Origin of the sequence: Sphingomonas sp. Leaf33, assembly GCF_001421785.1 — a bacterium.
Lineage (GTDB): Bacteria > Pseudomonadota > Alphaproteobacteria > Sphingomonadales > Sphingomonadaceae > Sphingomonas.
Window position 1 is genome coordinate 1,827,888 of the sequence record NZ_LMLB01000001.1, and the last position, 18,802, is coordinate 1,846,689.

15 protein-coding genes are annotated in these 18,802 nt (G+C 67.8%); 5 read left to right on the plus strand and 10 right to left on the minus strand.

Annotated features, from left to right (window positions below; translation table 11 throughout):
* The 5 genes from ASE86_RS09060 to ASE86_RS09080 all read right to left on the minus strand — a co-directional run bounded on the left by ASE86_RS09060 (position 1) and on the right by ASE86_RS09080 (position 5,874).
* Entirely contained in the window at positions 1–729 is a 729-nt protein-coding gene (locus ASE86_RS09060; protein ID WP_056424917.1) for an N-formylglutamate amidohydrolase, read from the minus strand.
* Entirely contained in the window at positions 726–1,448 is a 723-nt protein-coding gene (locus ASE86_RS09065) for an enoyl-CoA hydratase/isomerase family protein (RefSeq protein WP_056426915.1), read from the minus strand. The genes ASE86_RS09060 and ASE86_RS09065 overlap by 4 nt, the downstream gene beginning before the upstream one ends.
* 178 nt (positions 1,449–1,626) lie before the next feature.
* Positions 1,627–2,487, minus strand: coding sequence for a 4-(cytidine 5'-diphospho)-2-C-methyl-D-erythritol kinase (locus tag ASE86_RS09070; protein WP_414881269.1), 861 nt, complete (start codon positions 2,485–2,487; stop codon positions 1,627–1,629).
* 20 nt (positions 2,488–2,507) lie between these two features.
* Complete coding sequence (locus ASE86_RS09075) at positions 2,508–4,115, minus strand: tetratricopeptide repeat protein (protein ID WP_056424922.1); 1,608 nt, start codon at positions 4,113–4,115, stop codon at positions 2,508–2,510.
* Positions 4,116–4,212: 97 nt separating this feature from the next.
* Positions 4,213–5,874 (minus strand): electron transfer flavoprotein-ubiquinone oxidoreductase, encoded by a 1,662-nt coding sequence (locus ASE86_RS09080; protein WP_056424925.1) that lies wholly within the window; start codon positions 5,872–5,874, stop codon positions 4,213–4,215.
* Positions 5,875–5,981: 107 nt separating this feature from the next.
* Here ASE86_RS09080 and ASE86_RS09085 point away from each other — a divergent pair, with 107 nt between their 5' ends.
* From ASE86_RS09085 to ASE86_RS15965, 5 genes are all read left to right on the plus strand, one after another.
* Positions 5,982–6,689: a uracil-DNA glycosylase family protein gene (locus ASE86_RS09085; protein ID WP_056424927.1), complete on the plus strand. Its 708-nt coding sequence runs from the start codon at positions 5,982–5,984 to the stop codon at positions 6,687–6,689.
* Positions 6,689–8,509: a lytic transglycosylase domain-containing protein gene (locus tag ASE86_RS09090; protein ID WP_056424930.1), complete on the plus strand. Its 1,821-nt coding sequence runs from the start codon at positions 6,689–6,691 to the stop codon at positions 8,507–8,509. Before ASE86_RS09085 ends, ASE86_RS09090 begins: the two co-directional genes overlap by 1 nt.
* Positions 8,499–9,026 (plus strand): molybdenum cofactor biosynthesis protein B, encoded by a 528-nt coding sequence (gene moaB / locus ASE86_RS09095; protein ID WP_056424933.1) that lies wholly within the window; start codon positions 8,499–8,501, stop codon positions 9,024–9,026. Before ASE86_RS09090 ends, moaB begins: the two co-directional genes overlap by 11 nt.
* Before the next feature lie 67 nt (positions 9,027–9,093).
* Positions 9,094–10,170 (plus strand): PA0069 family radical SAM protein, encoded by a 1,077-nt coding sequence (locus tag ASE86_RS09100; RefSeq protein WP_056424936.1) that lies wholly within the window; start codon positions 9,094–9,096, stop codon positions 10,168–10,170.
* 51 nt (positions 10,171–10,221) lie between these two features.
* On the plus strand, positions 10,222–10,371 hold the full coding sequence (locus ASE86_RS15965; RefSeq protein ID WP_156347080.1) for a hypothetical protein: 150 nt from the start codon (positions 10,222–10,224) through the stop codon (positions 10,369–10,371).
* A 57-nt stretch (positions 10,372–10,428) separates the two neighbouring features.
* Here ASE86_RS15965 and ASE86_RS09105 read toward each other — a convergent pair whose 3' ends face one another.
* From ASE86_RS09105 to ASE86_RS09125, 5 genes are all read right to left on the minus strand, one after another.
* The gene (locus ASE86_RS09105; protein WP_056424939.1) at positions 10,429–12,012 is read right to left on the minus strand and encodes a long-chain fatty acid--CoA ligase; all 1,584 of its coding nucleotides are present in this window, start codon (positions 12,010–12,012) and stop codon (positions 10,429–10,431) included.
* Positions 12,013–12,113: 101 nt separating this feature from the next.
* Positions 12,114–15,587: a DNA polymerase III subunit alpha gene (gene dnaE / locus ASE86_RS09110; protein WP_056424943.1), complete on the minus strand. Its 3,474-nt coding sequence runs from the start codon at positions 15,585–15,587 to the stop codon at positions 12,114–12,116.
* Between the two features lie 202 nt (positions 15,588–15,789).
* Positions 15,790–16,269 carry a glutathione peroxidase gene (locus ASE86_RS09115; RefSeq protein ID WP_056424946.1) on the minus strand — a complete coding sequence of 160 codons (480 nt, stop codon included), beginning with the start codon at positions 16,267–16,269 and terminating at the stop codon, positions 15,790–15,792.
* The gene (locus tag ASE86_RS09120) at positions 16,266–17,018 is read right to left on the minus strand and encodes an ABC transporter ATP-binding protein (RefSeq protein ID WP_082441767.1); all 753 of its coding nucleotides are present in this window, start codon (positions 17,016–17,018) and stop codon (positions 16,266–16,268) included. Before ASE86_RS09120 ends, ASE86_RS09115 begins: the two co-directional genes overlap by 4 nt.
* Complete coding sequence (locus tag ASE86_RS09125) at positions 17,011–18,261, minus strand: lipoprotein-releasing ABC transporter permease subunit (protein ID WP_056424949.1); 1,251 nt, start codon at positions 18,259–18,261, stop codon at positions 17,011–17,013. Before ASE86_RS09125 ends, ASE86_RS09120 begins: the two co-directional genes overlap by 8 nt.
* Positions 18,262–18,802 lie beyond the last annotated feature (541 nt).

The following is an 18,802-nucleotide window of genomic DNA, read 5'->3' on the forward strand; positions in this document are numbered from 1 at the left end:
CTATGTCGCGAGACGCCCCTGCTGCGCAAGACTATTGCGTACATCGGCGATCGTTTCGCCGATAATGCGCACCCAGCGATCGATGCCGATCGCATCGCGGATCAGATCGTTGCGGATTTCGATACTGAAGCTCGGGATGCCGCGAGCCTCGGCATGGCGGTTCAGGGTCAGGTTGAGCAGGCGTCCGCTATAGGGTTCGTTGTCGCCGACCGTGAGTGACGGCCGCGCGGCCAGCGAGGCAATGGCGGGACCGGCCGCGCGGCGATCGCGATTGGAGAGGATGCCGACGTGCCACGGGCGCTCGGGTCCGGCGCTTTCGAGCCGCGGCGTGAAACTGTGGATCGCGACGATCAGATCGGGCCGGATGCGCGTCACGGTGTCGCCCACGGCGCGGTGATAGGGCGTATAAAAGCGTGCGATGCGCCCAACCCGATCGGCGCTGACGTTGCCGGGTATCGGGTTGCCGTCGCTCTCGACCGGGATCAGGCCGGGATGATCGGGTTCGCGGTGGAGATCGATGACGAGGCGCGAGATCGTGCCCAGCACGGCGGGCGCGTCCAGGTGCCGCGCCAGCGCTCGCGTCAGTGGCCCCGCGCCGATGTCGATCGCAATGTGCCGTTCGAGCAGGTCGCTGTCGATGCCCAGGTCGATATCGTCCGGAACGTGGTTGCTGGCGTGATCGCACAGCAGCAGGACGCGCGCGTCGCCGGCGAGGATGTCCGGCATCATCGCGCGCGGGCCCGAAAGGCGGCGAGGCGTGTCGCGAAGTCGGTGCCGGCGAACGCGGCGTCGAAGCCGGCGTCGCCATCCTCGCCACCCGCGATCGTCCGCTTGAGCAGGCGGACGGCGCCGGCGGCGTTGCCCGCGATCGTATCGGCCATCGCCATCGCCGCGGCTTGCGCACTGTCGGCGCGCATGTCGGCCAGGCCGATCCGAACCGCCTCGTCGGCATCGACCGGCGCCGCAGTGAAGAGCATCCGGCTCGCCTGCCCGCGCCCAATCCGATCGACCAGCCGCGCGACGTCCGCGGCGGGATAGCCGATGCCGAGCTTGGCAGGCGTGACCGCGAAACTCGCCGACGCGCCGGCGACGACGATGTCGGCGGCCAGCACCAGCGCGACCGACGCGCCGTAGCAAGGCCCATCGACCGCCGCGACGACGGGCATGGGCAGCGCGGCCAGTCCCTCCACCGCGCGCGCCATGCGCTGGCGGAACGCTACCCGCGCGTCGGGATCGTCGGACAATGCCGCAAGCATCGACAGATCGGCGCCGGCCGAGAAGACGCCCGGCACGTCGGACGCGAGCAGGATGATCGCCGCGTCACCGCCCGCGGCCTGATCGATCGCATCGGCAAAGCTATCCCATCCCGCGGCATCGATCGCGTTGCGCGCTTCCGCGCGAGCGAAGGCGATCCGCAGGATCGACCCGTCGCGGCGGGTCCGGATCATCGATGCCCCGCCAGACGGGACGGTGGCGCGTGGCAGGGCCACGGGCCACCGGCGGACGGTTCGCTCCCGGCGTTCGATCCGCTGACACCGTTCCCAGCACGAATCATGCCAAGCGTCATCCGCCTCGGTGACGAAGCAGCGCGGCCGAACGGGTGTGCCGTAACGGGGCAGCCGCCTGTCACGTCAGTGCCGTTTCGAGACACCACCACGCCGGATAGGCCCCGCGGATCGCCTCGGCGCCCGCGTGCAGCGATGCATGATCGCCGAAGATCGCGAAACACGTCGCACCGGAGCCCGACATCCGCACCAGGACGGTCCCCTCCAGCCGGTCGAGGGCGTCTATGACTTCGCCGATCACCGGAGCGATCGACTTGGCCGGCACTGCCAGGTCGTTGCGCCCATCAAGGGCGACCCGCCAGGCGTCACGGACCGGCAAGGGGCCGCGATCAATCCCGTCCCACCGCGCGAACACAGGCGCGGTCGCCACCGCGACATTCGGGTTGACCAGCAGCACCGGGCGTCCCGCCAGTCCGTTGACGACGCGCAACGCCTCTCCCCTGCCCGATCCGAACGCCGTCCGTCCGAGCAGGCAGGCAGGCACGTCCGAGCCAAGATCGGCGGCGACCGCCTCGACGCGCGGATCGGACGGTGCGACATCGGCGATCCGCGCCGCGGCGCGCAGCATCGCGGCGGCATCGGCCGATCCACCACCGATGCCCGAGGCGACCGGAAGGCGCTTGTCGAGCGTGATCGCAAGCGGCGGCAACGGCGCGACATCGCGCACGAACCGGTCGCGAGCGCGCAGCACCAGATTGCCGGCATCGCTCACCAGCCCTCCGGCGAACGGCCCGGTGATCGCAAAGCTGTCGCGCTCGGCCGGGGCGACCGTCACCACATCCCCGTCCGCCACGAATGCGAACAGCGTCTCCAGTTCGTGATAGCCATCGTCCCGTCGGCGCCGGACGTGCAGGGCGAGGTTCAGCTTGGCCGGCGCGGGCTCGACGATCATCCGGTCACCTGGCGGTCGTTCACTGGGCATGGCGCCCCTTTCGCACGCGGTCAGGTCGCCGGTCCATTGCCGAGTTTCGCCATGATCCGCCGCGCCTCGGCCGGATCGGCATAGACCGCCGCCGCGCGCCAAGCATAGCGCGCCTCGTAGCGACGGCCGAGCGCCCAATAGGCATCGCCCAAATGTTCGTTGATCGTCACGTCGCCCGGCTCGACCCGCGCGGCGCGTTCGAGCAGAGGCACCGCCTTCGCTGCGTCGCCGGTGCGGACATAGGCCCAACCGAGCGAGTCGGTGATCGCGGCATCGTCGGGCTGCAGGCGCGCGGCGCGTTCGAGGAGCGCCCGCGCGGCGACCAGATTTTCGCCGCGCTCGACCTGCGCATAACCCAGGTAATTCAGCGCGTGCGCCTCCTCCGGCGCCAGCGCGACCGCGCGTTCGAGCAACGGCTTGGCCTCCGCCCAGCGCCCCGCCTGCTCCAGAGCGCCGCCGCGTTGCAGATACAGCGTCCAGTCGGCGCGTGCGCCGGCGCGCTCGATCGCCGTCGCATAGGCCGCGGCAGCGTCTTGGTGCCGGCCCGCGCCATCGAGCAGCTCGCCGAGCCGCTGCGCGGTATCGGCGCCCGCGCCCTTGACCCCCGCGGCACGCCCGGCGGCGGCGATCGCGCGGTCCGTGTCGCCTGCGCGCGACAGGATGGTGACCGCCATCGCGGCAGCGGCGGGAGCGTAAAGGCTCCGGGAACCGACCGCGTCCAGCGTGGCGATCGCGCGCGCCTGCGCCCCGTCGTTCGACAACGCTCCGGCGAGCGTCAGCCGCGCGCGGTCGTCCGCGGGGTCGATCACGAGCGCGGCACGACACAGCACGATCGCCAGCGGCCGCGCGTCGCCATCGACCAGGTCGCCGGCCAGGCGAAGGAACAGGCGCGAGATACCGAACGCCGCGCTTGGCTTGGCCCCACCGATCCTTTCGCGCAGCACCGCCAGCACGGGATCGTCACCGCCCAGCAGCGCGCGCGCATCGTCGCGGTGCCCCTGCCCGACCAGCAATTGCGCAGCGGCGGCGCGGATCGTCACGCTGTCGGTCCCGCTGGCCACCAGCGACCGCAGCGCCGTCGTGCCTGCGTCCGTCCGGCCCGCAGCGATGTCGAGCAGCGCGCGATTTTCGAGATTGAAGCGGCGAACGAGCCCGCTTTTCGCATCGACGTCCAGTCCGGCGGCCGGTGCCGCCTCGCCGCGCTCGAACGCCAGCCAGGCCTTGATCGACGGCATCAGGAAATCGAGCGGGCCGTTCGCCAGCCGGTCGGCGGCGGCGTTCGCGTCCTGCCAGCGCCGCGTGGCGACGGCATCGGCGATATCGATCACCGCGACGTCTGCCGGGGCGATCCCGGCCGTCTTCAGCGTGGCGGCGGCGGTGCCGACCAGTGGCATGTCACCCGCCACCAGCGCCTCGCGATAGGCGCGCACCGCGATCAATGGGTTACCCGGCGAAGCGGCGAGCGCCGCGCGATAGCCGTCGACGGCGAGCTCGGTTCGCCCCGCGGCATCCGCGGCACGGGCGCGGGCGTAGGCGCCTAGCCCGCGCGGGACGTCGGCGTGCGCGGGGAGTGTCAGAGTCGCGGCTAGGGCGATACCGAAGACGCTTAAAACCGCACGGGCCGTCACAGGAATAATTCCCGTGACGTCGAACGCGAGCGGCGCTCGCGCCGGCCGGCCTGGCGCCGTCTCGTGGATAGCTCCGCTATCCTCGTGCGGCTTGGCCTTACATATTCGGGTAGTTGGGGCCGCCGCCGCCTTCGGGCACGACCCAGTTGATGTTCTGGGTCGGGTCCTTGATGTCGCAGGTCTTGCAGTGGACGCAATTCTGCGCGTTGATGACGAACTTCGGATCATCCGTTTCCGCACCGACCACCTCGTACACACCGGCCGGGCAATATCGCTGCGCCGGTTCATCGAACATCGGCAGATCATAGGCGATCGGAATGTCCGGGTCACGCAGCGTGAGGTGAACCGGTTGATCTTCCTCGTGATTCGTATTCGACAGGAAAACCGACGACAGGCGGTCGAACGTTAGCTTGCCGTCCGGCTTCGGATAGTCGATCGGCCGGACCAGGTCCTTGCGCCACAGCGATTCATGGTCTGGCTTGTGATGCAGTGTGAAGGGAACCTTCAGCCCGAAATTCTCCAACCACATGGTGACCCCGGCCAGGCCCGATCCGATGAAGTCGCCGAATTTCTTGACCAGCGGAACGACGTTGCGGACCATCGACAGCTCGGCCTTGACCCAGCTGTCGTCGAACGCCTGCGGGTACGCCTCCAGCTCGTCGGCGGTGCGGCCCGCTGCGATCGCGGTGAAGGCGGCTTCGGCGGCCATCATCCCGGATTTCATCGCGGTATGCGTACCCTTGATCCGCGGCACGTTCAGGAAGCCCGCCGAACAGCCGATCAGCGCACCGCCGGGGAACACCAGCTTCGGGATCGACTGCAACCCGCCGTCGTTGATCGCCCGCGCGCCGTAGGACACGCGCTTGCCGCCCTCCAGCATCTCGGCGATCGCCGGATGCGTCTTCCAGCGCTGCATTTCCTGGAAGGGCGAGAGGTACGGATTGGTGTAGCTGAGCCACGTCACGAAGCCCAAGGCAACCTGCCCGTTCGCCTGGTGATACAGGAACCCGCCGCCGTTCGACCCTTGCGTTTCGCTGAGCGGCCAGCCCTGCGTGTGGATGACGCGGCCTGCGACATGCTTGTCGGGCGCGATGTCCCACAGTTCCTTTATGCCGATGCCGTAGACCTGTGGGTCGCTGTCCTTGGCCAGATCGAACGTGCGGATCAGCTCCTTCGACAGGTGCCCGCGAACGCCCTCCGCAAAGAACGTGTATTTGGCGTGCAGCTCGAGACCCGGCTGGTAATCGCCCTTGTGCGTGCCGTCGCGCGCCACACCCATGTCGCCGGTCGCGACGCCCTTGACGCTGCCGTCTTCGTTGAACAGCACCTCGGCGGCGGCGAAACCGGGAAAGATCTCGACGCCCAGTTCCTCGGCCCTGCCCGCCAGCCAGCGGCACAGATTGCCGAGGCTGCCGGTGTAGGTGCCCTTGTTGTGCATGAAGCCCGGGGTCAGGATGTGCGGCAGGCTCTTGCGGCCCTTTTTCGACAGCACCCAATGCTGGTTGTCGGTGACCGGCACTTCGGCGAGCGGGCAGCCGTCGTCGCGCCACGTCGGCAGCAGCTCATCCAGCGCCTTCGGGTCGATGACCGCGCCCGACAGGATATGCGCGCCGACTTCGGACCCCTTCTCCAGCACGCAGACGGCGAGTTCGCTGCCGGCGTCGTTCGCCAGCTGTTTCAGCCGGATCGCCGCCGACAGGCCGGCGGGACCTGCGCCGACGATCACCACGTCATAGGGCATCGACTCCCGATCGGCCATGTCCCGTCTCCAATCCTGTTCTTCTGTCGCGCCGGCGGGGCGCCTTGCCTTTCCTCCGGTTCCAGCAGATTGACGGCCGCGTCAAGACAGCATCCAACGGGCACATCATGGGGGCGGACCAGCATTTCGATTGGGCGGAAAGCGCCCGCAGCGTGCTCGACTGGTGGCGCGACGCCGGCGTCGACGTGCTTGTCGACGATGCCCCTCGCGACTGGCTGGCAAAGGCGCCGCCGCCGGCGCCCCTCGCGGACGTTACGTCAGCGCCTGTCGTTGCGACGCCGGCCCTGCCCGACACGCTGGACGCCTTCCTCGCGTGGCGCCGCAGCGGCGACGCGCCGGAGGGTGCGCGACCCGACGCGGTGCTGGCAGAAGGCGACCCCGCCGCCGCGACCGCGATCGTCGTCGATTTCGCCGACGCGGACGGGCTGATCGGCGGTGCGGCAGGCGCGCTGTTCGACCGGATGCTCGCGGCGATCGGCCTGTCGCGCGAATCGGTCTATTTGATCGCGCTGACCACCGTGCGCCCCCTGGGCGACCGGATCGCGCCCGAGATGCTGCCGCAACTGGGGCAGCTTGCCCGCCAGCATCTGGCGCTGGCCGCGCCGCAGCGGGTCCTGCTGCTCGGTCAAGCGGTGAGCCGTGCGATCGGCGGGACGGATCGTGGCGGCGTTCAGGGAAATTTACAGCGTGTTAACCTAAACGGATCAGAGATTTGGGCGGTTTCCAGTCTTCATCCCCGCTTCCTGTTGAAGCAGCCGGCGATGAAGGCGGAAGCATGGAAGGATCTGCAACTGCTGATGGGGGGACCGCATTGATGCGTTCCAAGTTCGGACTTGCGGTACTCGCCGCCACTTTGCCGATGGCCGCGCACGCTGCCGATCCCGTGATGCCCGCGACGGGCCTCGATGCCCCGCCTGCCGTTCCCGACGCGCGTTTCCCGACAGTTTCTGCCGCGCCCAAGGGTGACGGCATCCCCGATCTTCTCGATGGCGATCAGCGCGCCGGCTATCGCGCGGTCTTCGCCTCGATCCGCGCCGGCGCATGGGCCGACGCGCAATTGCAGCTCGACGCGATGAAACCCGGCCCGCTCCACGCCATCGCGCGTGCCGAGCTTTTCACCGCCAAGGGCTCGCCCAAGGCCGCGCTCGAGCCGCTGCTTGCGCTGCTGGCCGAGGCGCCCGAGCTCCCGCAGGCGGGGCAGATCGCTCGACTGGCCAAGGCGCGCGGCGCCGAAGTGCTGCCGATGCTGCCCGCCGAGCAGCGGTTGATCTGGTACGACGGCGCGCCGAACCGGCAGCGTGCCGCGGCCGTGAAAAGCGACGCCGCCGCGGCCGAACTGGCGATCGCCATGCAGCCGCTGATCAAGGACGATCGCGGGCCCGAGGCCGAAGTGCTGGTCGAGAGCAAGGCCGCGCTGCTGACGCCGGAAGCTCTGGTCGAGTGGCGCCAGCGCGTGGCGTGGATCTATTATGTCGACGGCGATGATGCCGCCGCGCGCCGCGTCGCCGCGCTCGCCCAGACCGGTTCGGGTGACTGGGCCGCGCAGGCCGACTGGGTCGCGGGCCTCGCATCGTGGCGATCGAAGGATTTCGCGTCCGCCGCGGCCAACTTCGGCAATGTCGCCCGCCGCGCATCGGACGCCGACCTGCGCGCGGCCGGGCTCTATTGGGCGTCGCGCGCCGACATGGCGAGCGGCCGGCCCGACATGGTGCAGGGCCGGTTGCAGGGTGCCGCGCAGTTCAGCGAGACGTTCTACGGTCAGCTCGCACGCCAGGCGCTCGGCATCTCGGCCCCGCTGACGCCGGCCGGCGAGAAGACGACGGCGGAGGATTGGCACGACCTGTCGCGCCGCCCGAACGTGCGCGTCGCCGCCGCACTGGTCGAGATCGGCGAAAGCGGTCTTGCCGACGACGTCATTCGCCAGCAGGCAAAGATCGGCGATCGCGTCGATTATGCCGCACTGACCCGCCTGGCCGGTCGGCTCGACCTTGCCGAGACGCAGCTGTGGCTGTCGCATAACTGCCCGCAAGGGGCGCAGCCGGTGATGACCGCGCGCTACCCGACCCCGAACTGGACGCCCGACGGCGGCTGGCGCGTCGACAAGGCGCTGGTCTACGCGCACGCGCTCCAGGAATCCCGCTTCCGCGCCGCGGTGGTCAGCCCGGCAGGCGCCTACGGCCTGATGCAGATCATGCCGGCGGCGGCGACCGACTATTCGCGCGAACGTGGCACGACGGTCGATCGCGCGGCCCTCGCTCGCCCGTCGACCAACATCGAGGTCGGCCAGCGGCATCTTGAGAAGCTGCGCGACATGGGCATCACCGGCGGGCTGCTGCCCAAGGTAATTGCCGCGTACAACGCCGGCCCGCTACCGGTCAGCGTGTGGAACGCGCAGGCCCGCGACGGCGGCGACCCGCTGCTCTACATCGAGAGCATTCCGTACTGGGAAACACGCGGTTACGTCATGACGGTGCTGCGCAATTACTGGATGTACGAGGGCAAGGCTGGCAAGCCGTCGGTCAGCCGCTCCGCGCTTGCGCAGGGGCTCTGGCCCAAATTTCCGGGCATGTCGGGCGCCGGCGCTGTCCGCGTGTCGTCCAATGCCGCGCCGAACGCCATCGCCCGTGCCAATTGACGAAGGCACCCCGTTCCGCTCGGTGCGGATCGCGGTGCTGACGGTATCGGACACGCGGGGGCTGGCCGATGATCGGTCGGGCGACACGCTGGTCGCGCGGATCGAGGGCGCTGGGCACGAGGTTGCCGATCGTGCGATCGTGCGCGATGACACGGACACCATCGTCGCACGCCTTCATGCGTGGATCGACGACGCGTCGGTCGATTGCGTCATCACAACGGGTGGCACCGGAGTGACCGGCCGCGACGTGACGCCCGAAGCGGTCGAGCGCGTCGCCGACAAGATGATTCCCGGCTTCGGCGAACTGTTCCGTTGGCTGAGTTACGACAAGATCGGCACGTCCACCATCCAGTCGCGCGCCTGCGCCTGCGTGGCGCGCGGCACGTACATCTTCGCCCTGCCCGGCTCGACCGGTGCGGTGAAGGATGGCTGGGACGGCATCCTCGCCAGCCAGCTCGATATCCGGCATCGGCCGTGCAATTTCGTGGAGCTGATGCCGCGGTTGATGGAGCGATAAGCGTCACGAATCCGCAGCTTATTGCCCTTGTTCTTGCAATGTTCTTCGTATCCGGTACGCTTGGATCATGGCCCAAGCCAGTCCCCGAGCGCGTCGCGGCGCAACGCTGAACGCCGAAAGCGTGCGCTTCAATCTGCCGCAGACCGAGGCGGATGGCGACTGGCTCGACGCGCGGACAGACATCGACGGTATCCCGACGTCGCAGCGCACGACCGTGACGATCGAGCAGCCCAAGACGATTATCGCGCGCAACCAGTCGCCCGATGTGCCGTTCGACCGCTCGATAAACCCCTATCGCGGCTGCGAGCATGGCTGCATCTACTGCTTCGCCCGGCCGAGTCATGCGTATCACGATCTGTCGCCGGGGCTCGATTTCGAGACGAAGTTGTTCGCCAAGCCAAGCGGGCCCGATCTGTTGCGCGTCGAGCTCGCCAAGCCCGCCTATGTCTGTCGCCCGATTGCGTTTGGCACCAACACCGATCCGTATCAGCCGATCGAGAATGACTGGCGAATCACTCGCGCCTGTCTGGAGGTTCTATCAGCCTGCGATCATCCGGTCACCATCACGACAAAGTCCGACCGTGTCGTCCGCGATCTCGACCTGCTGGCGCCGATGGCGGCGAAGGGGTTGGCGGCAGTGATGATTTCGGTGACGTCGCTCGACCCGAAGGTCGCGATGACGGTGGAACCGCGCGCGCCGCACCCGGAGCGTCGGCTGGCAGCGATCGCCAAGCTGTCGGCGGCGGGCGTACCGGTGCGCATCTCCATCTCGCCCGTCATCCCGGCGATCACCGATCACGAGATCGAACGGCTGATCGCACGCGGCGCCGCGGCCGGGGCGTGCGCCGCGGGGTTCATTCCCGTCCGTCTGCCGTGGGAAGTCGCGCCGCTGTTCGAGGCATGGCTCGACACGCATTTCCCCGATCGCAAGGCAAAGGTCATGGCGACGATCGGCGCGATGCGCGGCGGCAAGCGGAACGACCCAAATTTCTTTACCCGGATGCAGGGGAGCGGCCCGTGGGCGGACTTGCTGCGCACGCGGTTCCAGATCGCGTGCCGGAAGCATGGTCTGACCGGCGAGCGCGACCGGCTGCGTACCGATCTGTTCCGGGCGCCTGCCGGTGCCCAGGGCGAGTTGTTCTGACACGGGATCGCGCAGCCGCGGTCGTTCGTTCAGGGCACGAAGGAGAGTGTGATGACTGATCCAAACGCCCCGCAGCCCGACGAAACGATCCTTGGCGGTAAATCGACAATTCCCGACACCGCCGGCACCGCAGCCGGTGGGGCGAGCGAGGATGTGCCGGCCCCCGCCGACAAGGATGCAACGAAGCCGCCGGAACGGTGATTTTATCGCGTCATCCCTGCATGGGCGGGGATGACGCTGTTAGGGTCAGCGTTGGCATCACGCCGCGGCGAGCTGGTAATTTCGGTATTTCTCGCGGATCGCGGTCTTGAGCAATTTGCCGGTCGCGGTGTGCGGCAACTCGTCGACGAAGACGATCTCGTCGGGCAACCACCATTTCGCGACATGCTTCGCCAGATGCGCGGTGATCTCGAACGGCGTCACGTTGCTGCCGGCCTTGCGCACCACCAGCAGGATCGGGCGCTCGTCCCACTTCGGATGTCGTACGCCGATCGCCGCGGCCTCCGCCACGCCCGCACACCCGACCGCGGCGTTCTCCAGCTCGACCGAGCTGATCCACTCGCCGCCCGATTTGATGACATCCTTCGATCGATCGGTGATCCGCATCGTCCCGTCGGGGTGCAATGCCGCGACGTCGCCGGTGTCGAACCATCCGTCGGCGGTCACGCAGTCCGCGTCGCCCTTGAAATAGCGCTGGACGATCCACGGCCCGCGGATCTGCAGCCGACCGGTCGCCTCGCCGTCGCGCGGCAGCACCGAGTCCGCATCATCGACGATACGCAGTTCGACCCCGAAGGGTACGCGGCCCTGACGCACGGTTTGGTCGACCTTCTGTTCGAACGTCAGGTCTTCCCAATCCGGGCTCGGCGCGCCCATGGTGCCGATCGGCGAGGTTTCGGTCATCCCCCAGGCGTGGTTGACGCGGACGCCCATGTGCATGATCCGCTCGATCATCGCGCGCGGCGCCGCCGATCCGCCGATCGTGACGACCTTCAGATGCTTCGGCTCTTCACCGGTCGTATCCATGTGCTGGAACATCGCCAGCCAGACGGTCGGGACACCCGCGGTATGGGTCACCTTCTCGTCGTTCATGAGCGTGCAAAGCACCTTGGGGTCGTTGACCGCGGAATAGACGACCTTGATCCCCGCCGCAGCACTGGCGAACGGGAGGCCCCAGCCCACTGCATGGAACATCGGCACGATCGGCAGCGCGACCGCGCGGCTGTCGAGGTCGAACACCGCCGGCTGCAATTCGGCCAGCGCATGGATCATGTTCGACCGGTGCGTGAACAGCACGCCCTTTGGATTGCCGGTCGTCCCACTGGTGTAGCAGAGCAGGCACGGCTCGCGCTCCGGCCCCGTCACCCACCGATAGTCGCCATCCTGGGCATCGAGCACGGCGTCGAACTCGCCATCGTCGAAACACACATAGTGGCGGATCGTCGTCCACTGCGACCGCATCCGCTCGACGATCGGCTTGAACGCCGCGTCGTAGAGCAGAACCTGATCCTCGGCGTGATTGGCGATATAGGCGAGCTGATCGTCGAACAGGCGTGGATTGACCGTGTGGATCACCCCGCCCATCCCGATCACACCATACCACGCCACCAAATGTCCGACGTGATTCATCGCCAGCGTGGCGACGCGGTCGCCTTTCTTGACGCCCATCCGCTCGAGCGCCTGCGCCAGCCGGCGGGCATCACGGTGGACGCCGGCCCAGTCCGTCCGTGTCGTACGGCCATCGGCCCAGCGCGTGACGATCTCGCGCGTGGCGTGCTCGCGCGCGGCATGGTCGAGCAGCAGCGGGACCCTGAGTTCCACGTCCTGCATGGCACCGAGCATACGCACCTCTCCTTCATACCGATCTTTCGAACGAAGGTGCCGCAGGGCGCGCGCGATGGCAAGACTCGGGTCCGCTCCCGACGAATGGACGGAGACGGAACTCAGCCCGCCAGTGACAAACTCGGTTCGGCGGTCAGCGCCACTTCCCGCACGCCGGCCAGCCGTCCGATCGCGGTCGCTAGTTCCGGATCGATCCGGAAGTCCCGGCCGACGATCACCACCGCCTCGCCGCCACCCGGCAGCGCGACCTGCGCGCGGACTTCGCCGCGGCCGCCACGGCTCGGCTCCAGCAGCGTTGCGAGGTGGGCCCAGGCTGCGGGCACATCGACCACGCAGCTCACGCTCATCCGCGCATTCTGCGCCAGATCCTCCAGCGGACGGATGCGGCGAACGGTCACGCGGGCGCTGTCCTCACCGGCGCGGCGGTCGAGTTCGACGGTCATCAGGCCGCACCCGCCTGCCCGGCTCGCTTCCTCCAGATCCTTTGATACCACTTCGTCGAAACAGGTCGCGGGCACCTGGCCCGACTGGTCGCTGAGCGTCATCATCAGATAGCGGTTGCCGCGTGCCGACGTGCGCCAGCGTGCATCCTCGACCAGCGCGGCTATGGTCGCGCCGGATCGCGCGCCTTCGGCCACCGGCACGTCGCCCAGCGCCGCGATCGGCCGAGCCCCCTGCCCGCGGGCGAGGTGCGCATAGCGATCGAGCGGATGGGACGAGAAGAAGAAGCCGAACGCCTCCTTTTCCGCCTCGATCCGCTTGGCGAGCGTCCAGTGCGCGCTCTGCGGCAGCTCGATGTGGACGCGGTGCTCGGTTACCGTGGACAGGAAATCGCCCTGTCCCGACAGCTCGCTCTGCTTGTGGCGCGACGCCTCGGCCAGCAACGTTTCGGCGACCGCGAAGACCCCCGCGCGGTTGGCGTCGATCGAATCGAACGCACCCGCCGCCGCCAGCGTCTCGACCTGGCGCTTGTTCAGCAGTCGCGGATCGACGCGCTTTGCCACATCGTCGAGCGAGGCGAACGTGCCGTTTTCCTCGCGCTCGGCGACCAGCAATTCCATCGCCCGCTCGCCGACTCCTTTCAGCGCGCCGAGACCATAGCGCACGGCATGGCCATCCTCGTGCGGCTCGACCGAGAATTCCGCTTCCGCCGCGTTCACATCGGGCGGCAGGCACGGCACGCCCAGGCGCTTCATGTCGTCGACGAAGATGTTCAGCTTGTCGGTCTGGTGCATGTCGAAGCACATCGACGCGGCAAAGAATTCGTGCGGGTAATGCGCCTTCAGCCAGGCGGTCTGATAGGCGAGCAACGCATAGGCCGCGGCGTGGCTCTTGTTGAAGCCGTAACCGGCGAACTTGTCGATCAAGTCGAACAGCTGGTTGGCGTAGGCCTCCGGGATCTGGTTGTGCGCGGCGCATCCCTCGACAAAGGTCGCGCGCTGGGCGTCCATCTCCGCCTTGATCTTCTTGCCCATCGCGCGGCGCAGCAGGTCGGCGCCGCCCAGCGAATAGCCCGCCAGAATCTGCGCGGCCTGCATCACCTGTTCCTGGTAAACGAAGATTCCGTAGGTTTCCGACAGGATCGGCTCAAGCAACGGATGCGGATAGGCGACCTGTTCGCGCCCGTTCTTGCGCGCGCCGAAGGTCGGGATATTGTCCATCGGCCCTGGACGGTAGAGCGAGACGAGCGCGATGATGTCGCCGAAGTTGGACGGGCGCACGGCACTCAGCGTCCGGCGCATCCCGTCCGATTCCAGCTGGAACACGCCAACCGTGTCGCCGCGCTGGAGCAGGGCGTAGACCTCGGGATCGTCCCATTCGAGCGTGTCGAGATCGACGTCGATCCCGCGATTGGCGAGCAACTCGACCGCCTTCTTGAGCACGCTCAATGTCTTGAGCCCGAGGAAGTCGAACTTCACCAGCCCGGCGCCTTCGACATATTTCATGTCGAATTGCGTGACCGGCATGTCCGACCGCGGATCGCGGTACAGCGGCACCAGCTGGCTGAGCGGCCGGTCGCCGATCACCACACCCGCGGCGTGGGTCGACGAGTGCCGCGGCAACCCTTCCAGCTTCTGCGCCAGGTCGAGCAGGTGGCGGACGTCGCTGTGGTTCTTGTACTCGGCCGCCAGCTCGGCGACGCCGTTCAGCGCGCGCTCCAGCGTCCAGGGATCGGTTGGGTGGTTGGGGATCAGCCCGGCCAGGCGGTTGATCTGGCCATAGCTCATCTGGAGTACGCGGCCGGTGTCCTTCACGACCGCGCGCGCCTTCAGCTTCCCGAAGGTGATGATCTGCGCGACCTTGTCATGACCATAGCGCTGCTGGACGTAGCGGATGACTTCGCCGCGCCGGGTTTCGCAGAAGTCGATGTCAAAGTCGGGCATCGACACGCGTTCCGGGTTCAGGAAGCGTTCGAACAGCAGGCCGAGCTTGATCGGATCGAGATCGGTGATGGTCAGCACCCACGCGACGACCGAGCCCGCGCCCGAGCCACGTCCCGGCCCCACCGGAATATCGCGCTCCTTCGCCCATTTGATGAAGTCCGCGACGATCAGGAAATAGCCGGGGAAGCCCATCTGGATGATGACGTCGAGCTCGAATTCGAGCCGCTTGGCATACATCTCGACCGCGGCATCGTCGGCGATCCCCGCCTTCTCCAGTCGCATGGCGAGGCCTGCCCGCGCCTGGTCGCGCAGCATCGCCGCTTCGCCCGCGATGTCACCGGCCAGGCTTGGCAGGATGGGTTTGCGCTTCGGTGCCGCGACCGCGCAGCGCTGCGCGACGACCAGCGTGTTGTCGATCGCTTCGGGCAGGTCGGCGAATATCGCGCGCATCGTGTCGGCCGGCTTCATCCATGCATCCGGCGAGGAGCGCTTGCGGTCGTCGCTGGTGACATAGCTCGACGAGGCGATGCACAACATCGCGTCGTGCGCTTCGTGGAAATGATCCTCGGCAAAACAGCACGGATTGGTGCCGACCAGCGGCAGGCCGCGGGCGTAGGCGAGGTCGATCAGCGCGTCTTCCGCACGGCCCTCGACCGCGTCGCCGCGGCGGCTGATCTCGATATACAGCCGCTTGGGAAACAGCGCTTGGAGGTGGTCGGTGTAGGCCGCGGCGGCGCCGTGCTGGTCATCGGCGAGCAACCGGGCCAGCGCCCCCTCGCCCCCTGCGGTCAGCGCGATCAGCCCGTCGGTGCGGCCATCCAGCGCATCCAGCGGGACATGCGCATCCTGCTCGACCGGACGCCCGAGATGCGCATGGCTGACAAGCGCGCAGAGATTGTCGTAGCCGGTCGTGTCCTGCGCGTAGAGCGCCAGCCAGTCGATCGGCGCCTCCACCCCCTCGGGCACCGGCCGCTTGATCGCGAGCAGTGTACCGATGACCGGCTGGACACCGGCATCCTTGCACGCGTCGCCGAACGCCATCGCGGCGTACAGTCCGTTGCGGTCGGCCAGGGCAACTGCGGGGAAACCGAGCTTCGCGGCGCGCTTGGCGATCGCCTTAGGCTCGATCGCCCCCTCGAGCATCGTGTAGGACGAGAAGACGCGAAGGGGGACGAAACCGGAATGTGCCACGCCTGAGAGAGTAGGCGGTCGAGCCGATGTTTGGAAGGCGGGTGGGCTGGTTATCCACACCTATCGGCTTGGCGCCTGCCCCTCCCCACCCCGTCCGCACTGAGCTTGTCGAAGCGCTGCCCTTCTTCGTGCCTCATGTCGCGCGGCACGAAGAAAAGGACGGTGCTTCGACAAGCTCAGCACGAACGGGGCGAGGGGGCCGTCAGAGCAGCGCCTCGATATCCTTCGCGATATCCTCGGGCTTCGTCGTCGGCGCGTAGCGGTCGACCACCTTGCCGTCGCGATCGACCAGGAACTTGGTGAAATTCCATTTGATCGATTCCGACCCCAAAACACCGGGCGCCTCGTGCTTCAGATACCGGAACACCGGCGCCGCGCCGTCGCCGTTCACGTCGACCTTCGCGAACACCGGGAAAGTTACGTCGTAGGTCAGCGAGCAGAAGTTCGCGATCTCCGCCGCGTCGCCCGGCTCCTGTGCCCCGAATTGATTGCAGGGGAAGCCGAGCACCGCGAACCCGCGATCCGCATAGCGGCGATGCAGCGCCTCCAGCCCGGCATATTGCGGCGTGAACCCGCACTTCGACGCGGTGTTGACGATCAGCAGCACCTTGCCGGCGTAGGTTGACAGGTCGGTCGTACCGCCATCGGCAGCCGTTACCGGGATGGTCCGAAGATCGCTCATGCCAGGACTCCCTCATGCAGCCGCACCACCCGGTCCATCCGTGCCGCCAACCGCTCGTTATGCGTCGCGACCAGCGCCGACGAACCCTGGTCGCGGACCAGGCGGAGGAATTCGGCGAACACGATGTCGGCGGTCGCTTCGTCGAGGTTGCCGGTGGGCTCATCCGCCAGCACCAGCGCCGGCTTGTTCGACAGGGCGCGCGCCACGGCGACGCGTTGCTGTTCGCCGCCCGACAGCTGGCTCGGGCGGTGACCCAGGCGCTTGGCGAGGCCCAGCGCACTCAGCAGCGTTTCGGCGCGGGCTTCGGCGTCGGTGCGGGCGGTGCCGTGGATCAGTTGCGGCAGGACGACATTCTCGAGCGCGGAGAAGTCTGGCAGCAGGTGATGGAACTGATAGACGAAGCCCATCGCGTCCCGCCGCGTCTCGGTACGGCCGCCGCTGTCGAGCTTGGCGGCTTCGGTGCCGAGGATGCGGATCGATCCGTCGAAACCCCCCTCCAGCAAGCCCACCGCCTGGAGGAGCGTCGACTTGCCCGAGCCCGAGGGCCCGAGCAGCGCGACGATCTCGCCTTTGCCGACGCGCAGGTTGACGCCGCGCAGGACCTCGATCGTCACGTCACCCTGCGTGAAGCTGCGGCGCAGGTCGGTGGTCTCCAGGACGGCGGTGCCGTCGAACGCGCCAAAACCGCGCCCGATGGCGCCGGATTGGTCGCGCCGACCGTTCTCGGCGTTGCCTTCGACCTCAGTCATAGCGAAGCACCTGCACAGGATCGGTATTGGCCGCCTTGAACGCCGGGTACAGCGTCGCGAGGAAGCTGAAGCCGAACGCCATCGCGGCGATGCCGAACACCTCCAGCGGGTCGGTCTTGGCGGGCAGTTCGGTCAGGAAGCGCATCGACGGGTCCCAGATCTGCTGACCGCTGACGAAGCCGAGGAAGCTGACGACGCCCTGGCGGTAGGTCAGCAGCACGAAGCCGAGGATCAGGCCGAGGACGATGCCGACCGCGCCGATCGAGGTGCCGACCGTCATGAAGATCCGCAACAAACCGCCGCGTGTCGCGCCCATCGTGCGCAGGATCGCGATGTCGCGGGTCTTGGCGCGCACCAGCATGATCAGCGACGACAGGATGTTGAACACCGACACCATGATCAGGATCGACAGCACGGTGAAGGTGACGAGTCGATCGACCGACAGCGCCTCGAACAATTGCGAGTTCATCTGGCGCCAGTCCTGCACGACACCGCGGCGCCCGACGACCTGGGCCAGCGGCGTCGCGATATCGGCAACGCGGTCGGGGTCGGTCACGTCGATCTCGATCATGCCGACCGAATCGCCCATCAGCAGCAGCGTCTGCGCATCCTGCATCGGCATGACGACGAACGCCTTGTCATAGTCGAACACGCCGACTTCGAAGATCGCGCCAACCCGGTAGCTGACGATGCGCGGCACCGTCCCCATCGGGGAGGCGGGGCCTTCGGGACTGATCAGTTGGACTTCCGAGCCCTCCGATACCCCAAGCGACTCGGCCAGGCGCGATCCGATGCCGATCATGCCGCTGTCCGGGCGCAGCGCGCCGAGCGAGCCCGCGACGACCTTGCCGTTCAGCGTCGGGTTGGTGCGGATGTCCTCAACCCGCATACCGCGGACGATGACGCCGGCGACGCGCCCCTGCGCGCTCGCCATCAGCGGATTCTCGATCAGCGGGGTGGCCGAGACGACACCGGGAATCTTGCGCGTCTCGGCCAGGATCTCGCGCCAGTCGCGCAGCTGGTTGCCATAGCCCTGGACGACGGCGTGGCCGTTCAGGCCGACGATCTTGTCGAACAGCTCGGCGCGGAAGCCGTTCATGACGCTCATGACCACGACGAGGGCGGCGACGCCGAGCATGACCGCGACCAGGCTGATGCCCGCGACGAGGGCGATGAACGCCTCTCCCCGACCGGGCAGCAGGTAACGGCGTGCGATCATCCGCTCGTAGGACGATAATAACATGGGGCCCGCCCTATTGAGCGCGGGGTTCGGCGGCAAGCGCGCTGTTGCACGATTCCCACAACTGTCGCGCAATCGTCGCGACAGCGGCCGTTCAGGGATGACAAGCCCCGCCCCGCGGCATAGTCACCATCCCACTGAGGCGCAGGCAAAGGCCGCGGTTCAGGGAGGCCTTCGGCCCCGTCGTTCTGGGAGGATCGGCGTGCGGGTAGAGGGTTGAAATCTAAGGGGGCTGGCGAATTCATTTTCGTCACGCAGGACGCCCGGGCTGGCAACAGCCCGGGCGTTTGCGTTTGGTGGCAGGCGGACCGCGTCCGCCGTCGCGCCCGCGCGGCCACCAAACCGGCCGGCGAGCGCCGTCAAGGCGCCCGACCGACGACGGCGGCTTCGCCGCCGGCGCTGCCACACTCCCGTCCCCACGTTCGCCCTGAGCCTGTCGAAGGGCTGTCCTTCTTCGCTCCAGAAGCCCGTGAGCCACGAAAAGGACAGGGCTTCGACAAGCTCAGCCCGAACGGGAAGAATTTTATTCTATCGACCCCACCGT